The sequence below is a fragment of the Streptosporangium longisporum genome (assembly GCF_039534895.1).
Lineage (GTDB): Bacteria > Actinomycetota > Actinomycetes > Streptosporangiales > Streptosporangiaceae > Streptosporangium > Streptosporangium longisporum.
The window spans coordinates 996,111-1,010,576 of record NZ_BAAAWD010000006.1; the positions used below are offsets into that span (position 1 = coordinate 996,111).

Here is a 14,466-nt window from a genome sequence, read left to right on the forward strand (position 1 = left end):
GGCCATTCGATAATGTAACTAATTCTAAATTAGTCGTATTCGAAATCCGGAAGGGCCGACGGCGGCTCGGGGCTGCGCCAGACCACGACGTAGTCGTCGCGCGCGGACTCCACGGCCGCGCCGAGCCGCTCCAGGTCGAAGTCCGGGAGGTAGCGCAGGCGGGCGAGGAAGGTCGCGTCGGTCGCCGAGCCGGGCACCACGCATCCCTGGCCCTGCCGGTCGAGGAGGATGTACAGAATGTCGGAGTCCGGCTCCTCCGTCACGCGCACCTCGACGACGTCCTCCCACGCGAGGGCGTCGACGCTGCCGTCCGCGTAGTGGCGGGTCACGCCTTCTTCGGTGACGTACACGTAGGAGTCCGGCACTGAGTTGCCGTGCATGGGCGCGATTGTGACGACTCCCGGGCTCCGCGTGCAATAGAGCCATGCACATCGATGCCTATCGATCGCCCCAGTGATGGTCGAGATGGACGGCGACCGCCCTTCTCGCGGCCTCCCGCGGTCCGCGGGCGATCGCGTCCAGCAGGTCCCGGTGCTCGGCGACCAGCACGTGCCGGTCGGGGTAGACCTCGCGCAGCCGCACCAGGCCCAGCCGGGTCTCGGCGGCGAGCATGCCGTAGAGCCGTTCCAGCCGCGGGCTGCCCACCGCGACCACCAGCGCCTGGTGCAGCGCCATGTGCCCGGCCACCGCCTCCGACCAGGGGGCGTCGGCGGGCAGGGCCGCCATCCGGGCCAGCGCCTCGTCCGCCTCCGCCACCCGTCTCCCGGCCAGCGTTGTGGCCACCAGGTCCTCCAGCGGGCGCCGGACGAACATCAGGTCGTCCAGGTCGGCCACGCTCACCTCGGCCACGTGGGCGCTGCGGTGACGCTCGCGCCGCAGCAGCCCCTCGTGCACGAGCACGGCCAGCGCCTCCCTGACGGTCGGGCGGGCCACCCCGTACAGGGCCGAGAGCTCCTGTTCGGGCAGGGGCGTGCCGGGGGCGATCTCGCCGGACAGCACCCGCCGGCGCAGGGCGTCGGCGAGCGCGCCGACGGCGGAGACGGGATGCAGCGGCAGGGTCACGCCGACGACCCTATTGCCCTCCGGCCGCCGCTTCCGGCCGTGTCCCCGTCCGGCAGGGCGACCGCGACGAGGCTGACGCCGAGCAGGACCAGCCCTGCGGCCGACACGGGGGTGAGCCTCTCGCCGAGCACCACCACGCCGAGCAGGGCGGCCACCGCGGGCTCGGCCAGCGCCAGGGTGGCGGCGGTGGCGACCGGCGTGGTGCGCAGGCCCCTGCCGTAGAGCAGGTAGGCCAGCGCGGTGGTGGCGCAGCCCAGGTAGAGGGCGGTGAGCAGGCCGCGCGGCTCGGCGAGCCAGCCGGTGCCGGTCCACAGCAGGACCGGGACCATGACGAGCGCGGCGCCGCCGAACATCAGTCCCATCACCGCATCCGAGGACGCTCCCGCGCCGATCGCGCGTGCCGCGGTGACCGCGTAGAACGCGTACAGCAGGCCGCCGAGGAGGGCGAGCAGGACACCGTCGGCGCGCACCTGCCCCCCCGCCGCCGGTGAGCACGGCGCAGCCGGTGATCGCCACCGCGGTCGCCCCGGCCCAGCGGCGGCCGGGCCGCACCCCGTCGAGGAGCCAGGACAGCAGGCCGGTGAAGACCGGGCCGCTGCCGATGGCGACCACGGTGCCCACGGCCACCCCGGTCCTGCCGACCGCGGCGAAGAAGCAGAGCTGGTACGCGGCCACGGCAAGCGCCGCCGCGGCCAGCGAGCCGGGACGGGCCGGGAACCGGAGGGATCGGGCAGGACGGGCCCGCGGGGGGCCGCCCGGGGGATCGTCCGGTGGGGAGCCGTCCGGGACGGCGTGGCGGGGGGCGAGCGCCGGCCGCAGGGCCGGGAGGGTGACGGCCGCGAGGACCAGGCCGCCGATCACCAGGCGGGCCGCGGCCAGGGAGACGGGGTCGACCCCGGCCACCAGGACGCCCGCGGTGCCCGCGGTGCCCCAGAGCACGGCGGCTCCGATCACGGCGATTCTCATGGGCCGATTGTAGGCATATTGTCTGACAATCAGACAAGAGTGAAGGATCACGATCCCCGGCCGGGGCGTTCCCCGGTTTTCCCGGCGGCGCCGGCGGGTACTTCGGCCAGGTGAGACATCCCCGGAACAGCAGGAACAGCAGGAACAGCAGGGCCAGGGCGAGGGCCGGGGTGCACGGGAACGGCCCCCGGTGGGCCGGCGACGGGATCGGGTGATCGGGATGCCCAGGGGAACGTTCCGGCACGGGCCGGCGAGCGAGGTGAGCGTCGTGTTCGGCGGCGCCCCGCTGGACGACATGGCCCATACCGTTTCGGACGGCGCCGGTGGGACCGCGCCCGACGTCACGTCGAACGGCTCGTCGGGTGGCGCCCGGGGCGGCACACCGGACACCGCGGCCCTCCCTGCCGACACGGCCGACGCGACCGGCGCGACCGGCGCGACCGGCGCGACCGGCGCGACCGGGGCCGCCTCGGGCACGGCGGTCGGCACCATGGAGGGCACCCTCACGGTGCACCGGCTCGACGGCGCGAAGATCACGACCTCCGCCGAGGCGATGGACGCGATCGCCGAGGCCCTCGACCTGCCCGACCATTTCGGGCACAACCTCGACGCGCTCTACGACGTGCTGACCGACCTGTCCTGGCTGCCGCCGGGCGAGCACCTGCTGGTCTGGACGGAGCCGTCGGCGCTGCGGGCGGCGGACCGGCCCGCCTACGAGGCCGTCCGGACCGTCCTTTCCGACGCCGTGGCCGACGACGCTCCCGGGGAGTCCTTCCTGTCGGTCCTCATCCTGACCGACTGAGCCGTCGCCACGCAGTGCGCGCAGAAGGCGCCGGCGCGCCCCTCGGGGCAGCTGCAGTGCCGGCGCAGGACGCCGTCGACGACGCGGAACTCCACGCACGCGGCGCCGTCGTCGACCTCGGCGGTGACCAGCGCCGGGCTGAACCGGACCAGCTGGACCGCTCCCGCCCCCGCCAGTTCCCCGCCGCGCGTCCGCGCCGCCGGTTCCGCCCGTTCGGCCTCGGCTCCGATCAGATCCGCGATCTCTTGCATCGGTGCCTCCCTCCTCATGAAGAGACGTACCCGAAGGGTCGATGGTTCCGCGCTGACAAGATGCGATAAATCCTGCCAAAGGGAATCATGTGCATGGCTGTTGGTAAGTGATCCATGTTGCTAGTGTTTCGCCACCGTTAACCGCGCAGTGCAATGGTGCGAGGGATTATGGCTGGCCGAAAGTACACGATCGGGGTAAAGATTTTTACCCTGCTTCTTGTACCAATCGTATCCCTTGTATTGATATGGGTGTTCGCGGCCGGTTTGACCCTACAGGGTGGCCGGGAACTCCTCGCGATCCGCGACGGTTACCAGAACGTCGTCCTGCCCGTGAGGGCGATGACCACCGCGCTCCAGCACGAGCGCCTGCTCTCGCTCTCCGTGCTGGGGGACGTGGACGCCTCGCGTGCCGGGCTGCAGGCCCAGCGGGTACGGACGGACCGCGCCCGCGCCGAGCTGGAACAGATGATCGCCAGGGCCGGGCCGGACCTCGCCCCCGGCACCCGGGACCGCCTGGACCGGTTCCGCGCCGCGCTGGACCGGCTCGCCGGCGCCCGCGGCACGGTCGACACCCGGGCCGAGACCCGGCTCCGGATCCTGGACGTCTACGGCGAGATCATCGCGGTCGCGTTCGACGCCTACGAGAAGATCCGGATATCCGGTGACATGGAGCTGACCGACCAGGCGCGGGCCCTGGTCACGGTCGGGCGGAGCCGCGAGATGCTCAGCAGGCAGGCCGCGCTGCTGGCCGGGGCCGCGGTCGAGGGGGCCATGACCCCGGCCGAGCACGCCAGGTTCGGCGAGCTGGTCACCGGCCGGAGGCTGCTGTACTCGCTGGGGCTGGAGCAGTTCGACCCCGAGTTCCGGGCCCTGTACGCCCCCCCTGCACGACTCCGCCGCCTACGCCGCGTTCGAGCGGATCGAGGACGCCGTGGTCAGCCACGCCATGCCGTCCCCCTCCTGGGCGACGGCCGCCACCGCGCTCTCCGACGCCTTCGACAGGCGCGCCGGGGACGTGGGCGCGCGCATCGGCGAGCGTTCCGTGCCGCTCGCCCGGCAGGTCCTGGTCCGGATCGGCCTGGCCGGCGGGCTCGGCCTGGTGGCCGTGGCCCTGTCCGTCTTCGTCTCGGTACGGTTCGGCAGGCGGCTGAGCCGCGAGCTCGCCGGGCTCCAGCGGGCCGCCCTGGAGCTGGCCGAGGAGCGGCTGCCGGACGTGGTCCGGCGGCTCCGCCGGGGCGAGGACGTCTGCTCCGAGGTGCCCGCGATCGACGTCGGCAGCACCGCCGAGGTCGCCGGGGTGGCCGAGGCGTTCTCCTCGGTCCAGCGGACCGCGGTCGAGGCCGCCGCCGACCAGGCCCGGCTGCGCAGGGGCGTCAACGAGGTGTTCGTGAACCTGGCCAGGCGCAGCCAGTCCCTGCTCTACCGGCAGCTGGCCATGCTGGAGGCGATGGAGCGGCGGGCCGGTGACCCGGAGACCCTGGAGGACCTGTTCGGCCTCGACCACCTGACCACCCGGATGCGCCGCCACTCCGAGGGGCTGATCATCCTGTCCGGGGCCACCCCCGGGCGCGGCTGGCGGGAGCCCGTCACGGTCCACGACGTGGTCCGCGCGGCGTCCGAGGAGATCGAGGACTACCCGCGCGTGACGATCGACGTCCCGTACGGGCCGTGCGTGACCGGCCCGGTGGTCACCGACGTGATCCACCTGCTCGCCGAGCTGGTGGAGAACGCCGCCCTGTTCTCTCCCCCGCACACCCGCGTACGGGTGCACGGCGAGACGGTCGCCAGGGGCTACGCGATCGAGGTGGAGGACCGGGGACTGGGCATCTCCCCCGAGGAGACGGACCGGCTCAACGCGCTGCTGGCCGATCCCCCCGAGTTCGACCTGGCCGACAGCGAGCGGCTCGGCCTGTTCGTCGTGGCGCGGCTCGCCGCCCGCCACGGCATCCGGGTCCTGCTGCGCCCCTCCCCCTTCGGGGGCACCACGGCGATCGTGCTGCTCCCGCTGGAGCTGGTGGTCGACCCGGCCGCCCTGCGTCTCCCCCGGCCCGGCGAGGAGGAGACACGGTCCGCGGCGGAGGCCGGCCCGTCCGGACCGGCGGACCGGAGCGCGCCCGGCGCCCTTCTCGGGGAGCCGGACCCCGCGCTGAGCGGCGCGGCACGGACCCGCGGCCGGGAGAGCCGGAACGGCAGGGACGGCAGGGACGGCAGGGACGGCAGGGACCACGGGGAGAGCCGGGACGGCAGGAACGGCGGGGAGGGGGTGCCGGGCGGCGTGCTCACCTCGTTCCGGGACGGATGGCGGCGTGCCGGGCAGGACGGCGGGCTGTGACGGGCGAGCGCCGGTTCGACCGGGAGGCCGGTCCGGTCGTCCGCCCCTACACGATGACCCGGGGCCGGACCAGGTCCTCGGGTGCCCCCTTCGACCTGCTGACCCCGGTGGTGGCGACCGGCGCCCCGCGCCGGGGCCTGCCCGCCGAGTACGTGTCGATCCTGGACGCCTGCCGGGCACCGCTCCCGGTCGTGGAGCTGGCCGGGCGGACCGGCCTGGCCGTCGGGGTGCTCCGGGTGCTCCTCGGCGATCTGCGCGAGAGCGGGCTGATCGTCGTGCCGCCCCCGTCCGCTCCGTCCGGGATCCCGCACGAGCAGGTGCTCCGCCACCTGCTCGACGCCCTCAGGGCCCTGTGAGCCGCCCGCGCCCGTTCCTCCCGCCGGGTTCGAGGCCGGACGGGGCCGGCCGGTCGGTGGCCAGCCGGGCGTGCCGCTCCACGTCGTAGCGGACGCCCTCGTGGCGCAGCTTGGCCCGTTCGACCCCCTCGGGCAGGAATCCGGCCCTGGTGGCCACCGCGCAGGACGCGACGTTGCCGATGTGGTGTCCCAGCTCCAGGCGGAACAGCCCGCGCTCCTGGAACGCCCACTCGGCCAGCCTCCTGGTGGCCGCCACGGCCACACCGCGCCCCCGGGCACGCGGGAGCGTCCAGTAGGAGACCCAGCCGGTGTCGTGCGCGTCGATGTTGCTGACCGCCACGTTCCCCACGACCTCCCCGCCGCAGACCACGGCGAACGCCTGCGCGTCGTCGCGGAACCCCCAGACCCCGATCCACTCCAGCGCCGCCCGCGCGGTGTCGACGGGCCGGGGCGCCTGGTCGGCCATGTCCGGGGAGCGGAACGCGTCGAGCACGACCGGCACGTCGTCGGGTCGCCACCCGCGCAGCTCCACCTCAACCATGCCGTGCAGGGTATTGCCCGCCGGCCCGCCCGTGAAGGGACGGCGGTCCCGCCGGGGAAGGGCACCGGCCGGAGCGCATGGTCCTTCCCGGGCCGGCCGCCTACCCGGCGCACCCGCACATCGACCTGCTCCCGTCCCACCGGCGCAGGGGAGGGGGCCGCGCCCTGATGCACGCCCTCCTCGACGCCCTGCACGGCAAGGGGGTGCCGGCCGTCCACCTCGGCATGGTGAGCACGAACACCGCGGCCAGGGCCTTCTACGACCGTCTCGGCTTCCACGAGATCCCGGTCCCCGACCCCGGCCCGCTCACCTGTCCCGGCCGGAGAACGGACCGGACAGCGCCGCCCACTGCAGCAGCATGATCGCCTTGGCGTCGGCGATCTCCCCCGAGGCGATCATGTCCAGCGCCTTGCGGAAGGGCAGTTCCAGCAGCTCGATGTCCTCGCCGTCGTCGGCCAGCCCGCCGCCGTCGGAGACCTTCCGGTCCGCCCGGTACGGGGCGGCGAAGAAGTGGATGCGCTCGGTCACCGACCCGGGGCTCATGTAGACGTCGAAGACGTGCTCCACCTCCCCGATCTCGTAGCCGGTCTCCTCCTGGGCCTCCCGGCGGATCGCGGTCTCGGGGTCGTCGTCGTCGAGCAGCCCGGCCGCCGTCTCGATCAGCATGCCGTCGGGGTGGCCGTTCGCGTAGATCGGGTAGCGGAACTGCCTGATCAGCAGGACGGTCTCCCGCTCGGTGTCGTAGAGCAGGACCGTCGCGCCGTTGCCGCGGTCGTAGGTCTCCCGCTGCTCGGTGCTCCAGCCGCCGTCCCGGCGCCGGTAGTCGTACGTCGTCCTGCGCAGCACGTACCAGCTGGAGGAGAGCAGTTCCACCTTCCGCACCCGCACCCGCGGGTTGCCGGTCAGGTCCAGCCCCGTCCTGTCCAGTCCGGTACGTCCCCGTCCATCCGGGACGTCCACCCCGGGCACCTCACCGGACACGGCTCACCTGCTCTTCCCCTCCGCGGCGGGGCCGCGCGACCGGACCGGCCGTCGGCCGGACCCGCCTCCCGTCCGGGGAGCGGGTCCACGGGCGACAAGTCTGCCCTAGTCGTGCACCCCGTTCTCATCGGCCCGGGACAAGGCCCGCAGCGACGCGGAGACGTCGGGGTCGCGGGGGAACGCCGCCGCCAGGCCGGTCACGGTGAGGATCCGTTCCAGGACCCCGTACGCACCGGCCAGCCGCAGGGACCCTCCGGCCGTGCCGGTGCGGCGCTGGAAGGCCAGCATCGTCCACAGGCCGGTGGAGTCACAGAAGCTCAGGCCGCCGACATCGAGGACCAGGTGACACGCCCCGCCGTCCAGCTGCTCCGCCAGCACGTCGTGGAGCCCGGGGCTGGACAGCTTGTCCAGCTCACCGGCGAGCGCGATCACCGAAGTGTCCTGGTGCCTGCGAACTGAGAGATCAAGCCGCGTCGTCATCCTCCACGATCCTTACGCCGGTTGTGCCGAGGCTATTTTAAAGATCTTGGGGAGAAGGCACTCTCCGGCCAACTGCAACACGCCCGTAAGCGAATCGCATCCCGCACTTGAGCCTCCCGTCACCGTCCGTAGCGGGTCCGTGCCCGGAAATCGTCCACATCGGATCGGGGGTCCCAGATAGATCTAGGACCTGTGGGGCACTCAGCAGCTATGAGCCACGATCCGGAGAGCCACGACTTCATTGGGAAGGGGGTCGGCGATGGACTTTCGGGCCGACCCAGGACAATGGGAGAGATCGCCGTGAATCTGGCGGTCAGCGAATCACTCGCCAACCACGGTCACCACGCGCTGGTCAACGCCCACGAAGCCGCGGCCAGCAGCCACCAGCTCATGGCCGACGCGGGCGTGGGCGATGTCGACCAGCATCTCGACCTGGCGCGGTGGCACCGCTGGTGCGCCATCGTCGAGGACCAGCTCGCCGACGAGGCGGATCAACGGACTCCCGCCAAACGGGACCGGAACGACTGAAGAGCCGGAACGACCGGCGAGGCCGAAGGCCGCAGGAGCGTGGGAGACGGTGCCGGTGGGCCGGGGGCGGTGACCCCCGGCCCGGCACCGCCCCCGGCATCACGCCATACCGTCCCGGCCCGGCACCGTCTCCCGGCATCACGCCCCACCGTCCCGGCCGGGCACCGCGCCGATCATCCGGTCCCCCTGCCGGCCACAGGGACCCCCTGCCGGTCGTACGGGATCCGAAGGCGTGTCAGCGGGATCCGAAGGAGCGTCAGTCGTCCGGGTCGGCCAGGATCTCCGTCCCGCCGTCGGTGCCCCCGTCGTCGGTGCCGTCCACGGTGGCGTCGTCGTCCGAGGGGGGCGGGGCGGGCTGGCAGCTCTGACCGCAGCCGCCGAACCGCTCCGCGTTGATCGGCGTGAACGAGCTGGGGTCGACCTTCCGCAGCGCCGCCAGCATCGTGTCTCTCCAGATGGGCCCCGGGATGCTGGCCCCGGCCACCGAGCCGTAGTACCGCCCGCCGATGGTCACGCCGGTCAGCTTGTACTTCTGCGAGCCGCGCGGGTCGCCCACGCTGACCGCGCCGGCCAGGTCCGGGGTGAACCCGGCGAACCAGGCGCTGGCGTAGCCGTCGGTGGTCCCGGTCTTGCCGGCCGCGTCACGCCCGATGCCGCCGACGCCCCGCATCGTGCCCTTGGTGAACACCCCCGACAGCACGTCGGCCGCGGCGTCGGCGACCTCGGGGTCGAGCGCCCGTCGGCACTTGGGCTTGTAGGTGGCGGTCTTGCCGTAGCGGTCGGTGATCTTGGAGATCGCCATCGGCGCGCAGTACTGGCCGCGGGCGGCGATCGCGGCGTAGGCGTTCGCCACCGTCACCGGGTCCATCTCGTTGGTGCCGAGCGTGAACGTCTCGTACTCCTGGAGCTTCAGCCCGTCGGACCGGTGGATGCCCAGCGACTTGGCCACCTTGACCGTCTCGCAGAGCCCGACCCGTTGCTCCAGCGTCATGAAGAAGGTGTTCACCGAACCCCAGGTGCCGCTCTGCAGCGTCCTCCAGCCCGGCGAGCCCTCGTCGTTGGTGACGGTGTGGCCCGGGTCGCCGACGGCCTCGCCCGCGCAGTTCCTGAACGCCGAGTAGCCCGGCGCGGTGTACCCGGCGCCGACGCTGAACCCGTCGTTCACCTTCATGCCCTTCTTCAGGGCGGCGATCAGGGTGAAGGTCTTGAAGGTCGAGCCCGCCTGGAAGCCGACGCCGCCGCCGTGCGCGGCGTCCGCGACCACGTTGTACGACATCTCGTTCCTGGCCTTGCTCCGCCCGTACTTCCGGCTCGCCGCCATGGCCTTGATCGCCCCGGTGCCCGGCTGGACCAGCGCCTCGGACGCGACCTGGTGGTCGGAGGCGTGCACCCACTTCCTGATCGCCCTGTCCGCCGCCGCCTGCATGGACGGGTCGAGCGTGGTCCTGATCGTCAGGCCGCCGCGGTTGAGGAACCCCAGGCGGGCCTTGGCCGTCCTGCCGAAGTCGGGATTGCTCAGGATCTCGTTGCGGACGTAGATGCAGAAGTACGCGTACCTGCTGGACTCGCACCCGCCGGGGAGCTTCGTGTCCTTGTAGCCGAGCTTGGCGGCCTTGGCCTTCTCCGCCTCGGCCTTGGTGATCTTGCCGAGCTCCGCCATCCGGTTCAGCACGATGTTGCGCCGGTTCAGCAGCCGCTCGCGGTGCTTCCTGCCCAGGTTGGGGTCGGTGGCGTTGGGGTCCTGCACGGCGCCCGCCAGCGTCGCCGCCTGCGGCAGGGTCAGGTCGGCGGCCTTGACGCCGAAGAAGCGCTCGGCCGCGGCCTCGACGCCGTAGGCGCTCGCACCGAAGTAGGCGATGTTCAGGTACTTCTCCAGGATCTGGTCCTTGGTGTACTTCTCCTCCACCGCCATGGCGTGGCGCAGCTCGTTGAGCTTGCGCGCGTAGCTGGCCTCCAGCGCCTTGTTCTGCTCCTCCTCGGTGTCGGCGGCGTTGAGCAGCACCTGCTTGACGTACTGCTGGGTGATGCTCGACCCGCCCTGGCTCACCCCGCCCGACGACAGGTTCTTGGCGAGCGCGCGGACCGTGCCCTCGAGGTCGATGGCGCCGTGCTGGTAGAACCGGTCGTCCTCGATCGAGATGATCGCCGTCTTCATGACCTCGGCCACCTGGTCGAGCTTGACGGCCTCGCGGTACTCCTCGTAGAACCGCGCGATCTCCTTGCCCCTGGCGTCCTGGACGATCGTGACCTCCGCGGGCGGAGGCTCGACGAGCTCCTCGGGCTTGAGGTTGACCTCCTCGACGGCCGACACGATCCCCAGGCCCGCACCTCCCACGGCCGGCAACGCGATCCCCGCGACCAGCACGCCCGCCGCTGCTCCGACGGCGAGCAGGCGTGCGATCTGCGAACCCGTCCCCTGCCGGGTCTCCTGCTGGTCCTCACCCCGTTCTGGCATGGGACCAGATTATTGGCTTCAAAAGGTCTTCCGGCACATGACGCACTTATTACCGGCCGCAGGGAGACCGCACTGGCCGTCGCCCTGGGCACGGGCCGTCCGTGACCGCTCCGTCGACGGCGGCGGATCCCGGGCGGACGGACCGCGGGCGGGCGGGTGCCGCGCGGCCGGCTCCCGTCAGCGCGGATCTCCCGTGCGGAACCCGTCGGAGCGGGTCCCGCACGGCCGGGACCTCGGGGAGGAGGACGGAGGGACGGCATCTATTGACCCGCTGTTTCCGACAAGTTAAATTAAGTGTAGAAATAAGCGTTGATTTACTGCCTCAGGTAAGTCGCGCCTCATCTGCCGTTGGATTTTTCACCCCCCGGATCCACTGTGGAGACACGCATGAGAGGTCTGTTCCGACCTGCCGCCTTATGGACCGCATCGGCGGTCCTGGCGGCCCTGATCGCCGTCCCGCCCCTTCCCGCATTCGCCGACACGCTGGTGTCGCAGGGCAAGGCCGCGACGGCCTCGTCGACCGAGAACGCCGGCACGGCCCCGGCCGCCGCGGTCGACGGCAACACCGCGACCCGCTGGTCCAGCGCGGCCACCGACTCCCAGTGGCTCCAGATCGACCTCGGCGCCTCGACCTCGGTCAGCAGGGTCGTGCTGAACTGGGAGGCCGCCTACGCGAGCGGCTACAAGATCCAGGTCTCCCCGAACGGGACCGCCTGGACGGACCTGAAGACCGTCACCGGCGGCGACGGCGGCGTCGACACCTGGGACGTCAGCGGCACCGGCCGCTACGTCCGGATGCTCGGCGTCACCCGGGCCACCGGCTACGGCTACTCGCTGTGGGAGTTCCAGGTCTACAGCGGCACCTCGGACCCGGTGCCCGGCTGCGGGACCGTCAACGCCGCCCTGAACAAGGCCGCCACCGCGTCCTCCACGGAGAACGCCGGCACCCCGGCGAGCGCCGCCTTCGACGGCAACACCGGCACCCGGTGGGCCAGCGCCGCCGCCGACCCGCAGTGGATCCGGGTGGACCTCGGTTCCACCCGGACCATCTGCAGGATCGACCTGCGCTGGGAGGCCGCGTACGCGTCCGCCTTCAAGCTCCAGTCCTCGGCCGACGGCACCACCTGGACCGACCTGAAGTCGGTCACCGGCGCGACCGGCGGCACGCAGTCGTACGACGTGAGCGGTTCCGGTCGCTACGTGCGGATGCACGGCACCGCGCGGGCCACCGGCTACGGCTACTCACTGTGGGAGTTCGCCGTGCACACCACCTCGGGTGACGACCCGGTCATCCCCGGCGGCGGGGACCTGGGCCCGAACGTCCACGTCTTCGACCCGTCGACACCGGCCGCGACCATCCAGAGCCGGCTGGACAGCGTGTTCCAGCAGCAGGAGTCGGCGCAGTTCGGCACCGGGCGGCACGCCTTCCTGTTCAAGCCCGGCTCCTACCCGGTGAACGCCAAGGTCGGCTTCTACACCTCGATCGTGGGCCTCGGCCAGAACCCCGACGACGTCACCCTCAACGGCGTGACCGTGGACGCGGGCTGGTTCGGCGGCAACGCGACCCAGAACTTCTGGCGCTCGACCGAGAACCTGTCGGTGCAGCCCCCCGGCGGCACCAACCAGTGGGCCGTCTCCCAGGCCGCGCCGTTCCGCCGCATGCACATCAAGGGCGCGCTGAACCTGGCCCCCACCGGCTACGGCTGGGCCAGCGGCGGCTACATCGCCGACAGCAAGATCGACGGCGCGGTCGGCCCGTACTCCCAGCAGCAGTGGTACACCCGCGACAGCTCCGTGGGCGGCTGGGTCAACGGCGTGTGGAACATGGTCTTCTCCGGGGTCGAGGGCGCACCCGCCACCGACTTCCTCGGCAAGTCCTACACCACGCTGGACACCACCCCGATCAGCCGCGAGAAGCCGTACCTGTACTTCTCCGGCAACGAGTACCGGGTGTTCGTCCCGGCCAGGCGGACGAACGCGCGCGGCGTGAGCTGGGCGAACGGGTCCACCCCCGGCACCTCGATCCCGCTGTCGCAGTTCTACGTGGCCAAGCCCTCCGACACGGCCGCGCGGATCAACGCCGCGCTCGCCCAGGGCCTGCACCTGCTGCTCACCCCCGGCATCTACAACATCGACCAGCCGATCGCCGTGAACCGGGCGAACACCGTGGTCCTGGGACTCGGCCTGGCGACGCTCATCCCGCGCAACGGGGTCAGCGCGGTCAAGGTCGCCGACGTGGACGGCGTGAAGCTCGCCGGCTTCCTGGTCGACGCGGGCCCGCAGAAGTCCGACGTGCTCATCGAGGTCGGCCCGCAGGGCTCCAGCGCGGACCACGCGGCCAACCCGACCACGCTGCAGGACGTCTTCGTCCGCATCGGCGGCGCCTTCGCCGGCAACGCCACCACCAGCGTCGTGATCAACAGCGACGACGTGATCATCGACCACACCTGGCTCTGGCGCGGCGACCACGGCGAGGGCATCGGCTGGAACGTCAACACCGCCGAGACCGGCCTGATCGTCAACGGTGACGACGTCCTGGCCACCGGCCTGTTCGTCGAGCACTACCGCAAGTACGACGTCGAGTGGTACGGCGAGCGCGGCCGGACGATCTTCTTCCAGAACGAGAAGGCGTACGACCCGCCGAACCAGGCCGCCTACATGAACGGCAGCACCAAGGGCTGGGCGGCCTACAAGGTCGGCCCCGCGGTCAACACCCACGAGGGCTGGGGCCTGGGCAGCTACGTCTACTTCAACGTCGACCCGACGATCGAGGTGGAGAACGCCTTCGAGACCCCGGTGAAGCCGGGCGTGAAGTTCCACAGCCTGCTCACCGTCTCCCTCGGCGGCAACGGCCGGATCAACCACGTCATCAACGGTGTCGGCGGACCCGCCCAGGGCGTCGAGACCATCCCGTCCAAGATCGCCTCTTACCCCTGAGAGATCCCGAGCCCGCCTGATCAGCGGTGGTAACAGCGCTCTCCTCGCTGATCAGGCGTCCACCCCGCGCCGTGGGCCTTCCGTCACCCGGAAGGCCCACGGCCTTTTTCACGCTCTGGGACGGCGACCGTCCCGCTCCCGAGATGTCCCGCTCCCCGGCGCCCCGGGAGCGCGGGCGTCCCGGTCGTGGCGCTCCGGGACGGCGGCCGCTTTCCGGGAGCGGGCCTGTCTACCATGTGGGCAGCGCCCGCGTCCGACGCGCGAGCGGTCTTTTGGAAGGCAGGAGCACCGATGACCACGGCCGACGCATCGATCCCCCGGTTCCACCTGGCCGTGCCCGTCGACGACCTCCAGGCCGCGGGCCGGTTCTACGGCGAGGTGCTGGGCTGTGAGCGGGGACGCGAGTCCGACACCTGGATCGACTGGAACCTGCGCGGCCACCAGTTCGTCACCCACCTCGCCCCGTCCCCGGCACGGCGGGCGCACAACGCGGTCGACGGCCACGACGTGCCGGTCCCGCACTTCGGACTGATCCTGGACGTCCCGCGGTTCCACGAACTGGCCGACCGGCTCCGGGCCGCGGGCACCGCGTTCGTCATCGAGCCCTACCTGCGCTTCGAGGGACGGCCCGGCGAGCAGTGGACGATGTTCCTGCTCGACCCGGCCGGCAACGCCCTGGAGTTCAAGGCGTTCGCCGACGAGTCGCAGATCTTCGCGACCTGACCGGCGCGTGAGGCCACCGGCGTGTCAGATCACCGGCGTGCCGGGTCACCGG

General features: G+C 72.0%; 15 protein-coding genes and 2 pseudogenes. 8 read left to right on the top strand and 9 right to left on the bottom strand.

Annotation, left to right across the window (positions count from 1 at the left end; genetic code table 11):
* Nucleotides 1–29: 29 nt before the first annotated feature.
* The 4 genes and pseudogenes from ABD832_RS08570 to ABD832_RS42500 all read right to left on the bottom strand — a co-directional run.
* Entirely contained in the window at nt 30–380 is a 351-nt protein-coding gene (locus ABD832_RS08570; RefSeq protein WP_344890858.1) for a hypothetical protein, read from the bottom strand.
* Nucleotides 381–438: 58 nt separating this feature from the next.
* Nucleotides 439–1,062 carry a GntR family transcriptional regulator gene (locus tag ABD832_RS08575; protein ID WP_344890861.1) on the bottom strand — a complete coding sequence of 208 codons (624 nt, stop codon included), beginning with the start codon at nt 1,060–1,062 and terminating at the stop codon, nt 439–441.
* Nucleotides 1,059–1,532: a DMT family transporter gene (locus tag ABD832_RS08580; RefSeq protein WP_344890864.1), complete on the bottom strand. Its 474-nt coding sequence runs from the start codon at nt 1,530–1,532 to the stop codon at nt 1,059–1,061. The genes ABD832_RS08575 and ABD832_RS08580 overlap by 4 nt, the downstream gene beginning before the upstream one ends.
* A gap of 76 nt (nt 1,533–1,608) precedes the next feature.
* Nucleotides 1,609–2,325 (bottom strand): annotated as a pseudogene (locus ABD832_RS42500) (EamA family transporter); the annotation flags it as partial.
* On the opposite strand from ABD832_RS42500, the gene ABD832_RS08590 reads away from it, so the two are divergent.
* Nucleotides 2,249–2,830, top strand: a complete 582-nt coding sequence (locus tag ABD832_RS08590; protein WP_344890869.1) for a barstar family protein — start codon at nt 2,249–2,251, stop codon at nt 2,828–2,830. The pseudogene ABD832_RS42500 and the gene ABD832_RS08590 overlap by 77 nt on opposite strands.
* Here ABD832_RS08590 and ABD832_RS08595 read toward each other — a convergent pair.
* Nucleotides 2,740–3,081 carry a hypothetical protein gene (locus tag ABD832_RS08595; RefSeq protein ID WP_344890872.1) on the bottom strand — a complete coding sequence of 114 codons (342 nt, stop codon included), beginning with the start codon at nt 3,079–3,081 and terminating at the stop codon, nt 2,740–2,742. The two genes, ABD832_RS08590 and ABD832_RS08595, sit on opposite strands and share 91 nt — an antisense overlap.
* Before the next feature lie 339 nt (nt 3,082–3,420).
* On the opposite strand from ABD832_RS08595, the pseudogene ABD832_RS42080 reads away from it, so the two are divergent.
* The 3 genes and pseudogenes from ABD832_RS42080 to ABD832_RS08615 form a co-directional block, all read left to right on the top strand.
* Nucleotides 3,421–3,903 (top strand): annotated as a pseudogene (locus ABD832_RS42080) (nitrate- and nitrite sensing domain-containing protein); the annotation flags it as partial.
* 109 nt (nt 3,904–4,012) lie between these two features.
* Nucleotides 4,013–5,413 (top strand): sensor histidine kinase, encoded by a 1,401-nt coding sequence (locus ABD832_RS08610; RefSeq protein WP_344890880.1) that lies wholly within the window; start codon nt 4,013–4,015, stop codon nt 5,411–5,413.
* Nucleotides 5,410–5,769: a DUF742 domain-containing protein gene (locus ABD832_RS08615; RefSeq protein WP_344890883.1), complete on the top strand. Its 360-nt coding sequence runs from the start codon at nt 5,410–5,412 to the stop codon at nt 5,767–5,769. The genes ABD832_RS08610 and ABD832_RS08615 overlap by 4 nt, the downstream gene beginning before the upstream one ends.
* Here the strand turns inward: ABD832_RS08615 and ABD832_RS08620 are convergent.
* Entirely contained in the window at nt 5,756–6,310 is a 555-nt protein-coding gene (locus ABD832_RS08620; protein ID WP_344890886.1) for a GNAT family N-acetyltransferase, read from the bottom strand. The genes ABD832_RS08615 and ABD832_RS08620 overlap by 14 nt on opposite strands.
* A gap of 77 nt (nt 6,311–6,387) precedes the next feature.
* Here ABD832_RS08620 and ABD832_RS08625 point away from each other — a divergent pair, with 77 nt between their 5' ends.
* A complete protein-coding gene (locus tag ABD832_RS08625) occupies nt 6,388–6,672 on the top strand; it encodes a GNAT family N-acetyltransferase (protein ID WP_344890889.1) in 285 nt (94 codons plus the stop codon).
* Here ABD832_RS08625 and ABD832_RS08630 read toward each other — a convergent pair.
* Together ABD832_RS08630 and ABD832_RS08635 are read right to left on the bottom strand one after the other, a co-directional pair.
* Complete coding sequence (locus ABD832_RS08630; protein WP_344890892.1) at nt 6,617–7,270, bottom strand: NUDIX domain-containing protein; 654 nt, start codon at nt 7,268–7,270, stop codon at nt 6,617–6,619. The genes ABD832_RS08625 and ABD832_RS08630 overlap by 56 nt on opposite strands.
* Nucleotides 7,271–7,396: 126 nt before the next feature.
* Nucleotides 7,397–7,771 (bottom strand): STAS domain-containing protein, encoded by a 375-nt coding sequence (locus tag ABD832_RS08635; protein ID WP_344890896.1) that lies wholly within the window; start codon nt 7,769–7,771, stop codon nt 7,397–7,399.
* A 285-nt stretch (nt 7,772–8,056) separates the two neighbouring features.
* On the opposite strand from ABD832_RS08635, the gene ABD832_RS08640 reads away from it, so the two are divergent.
* Nucleotides 8,057–8,299, top strand: coding sequence for a hypothetical protein (locus ABD832_RS08640; RefSeq protein WP_344890898.1), 243 nt, complete (start codon nt 8,057–8,059; stop codon nt 8,297–8,299).
* Nucleotides 8,300–8,555: 256 nt separating this feature from the next.
* On the opposite strand, the gene ABD832_RS08645 is transcribed toward ABD832_RS08640, so the two are convergent.
* Nucleotides 8,556–10,754 (bottom strand): transglycosylase domain-containing protein, encoded by a 2,199-nt coding sequence (locus ABD832_RS08645; RefSeq protein ID WP_344890901.1) that lies wholly within the window; start codon nt 10,752–10,754, stop codon nt 8,556–8,558.
* 387 nt (nt 10,755–11,141) lie between these two features.
* Here ABD832_RS08645 and ABD832_RS08650 point away from each other — a divergent pair, with 387 nt between their 5' ends.
* Both ABD832_RS08650 and ABD832_RS08655 read left to right on the top strand, forming a co-directional pair.
* The gene (locus ABD832_RS08650; RefSeq protein WP_344890904.1) at nt 11,142–13,691 is read left to right on the top strand and encodes a discoidin domain-containing protein; all 2,550 of its coding nucleotides are present in this window, start codon (nt 11,142–11,144) and stop codon (nt 13,689–13,691) included.
* 291 nt (nt 13,692–13,982) lie between these two features.
* Nucleotides 13,983–14,414, top strand: coding sequence for a VOC family protein (locus ABD832_RS08655; RefSeq protein ID WP_344890907.1), 432 nt, complete (start codon nt 13,983–13,985; stop codon nt 14,412–14,414).
* Nucleotides 14,415–14,466: the final 52 nt, after the last annotated feature.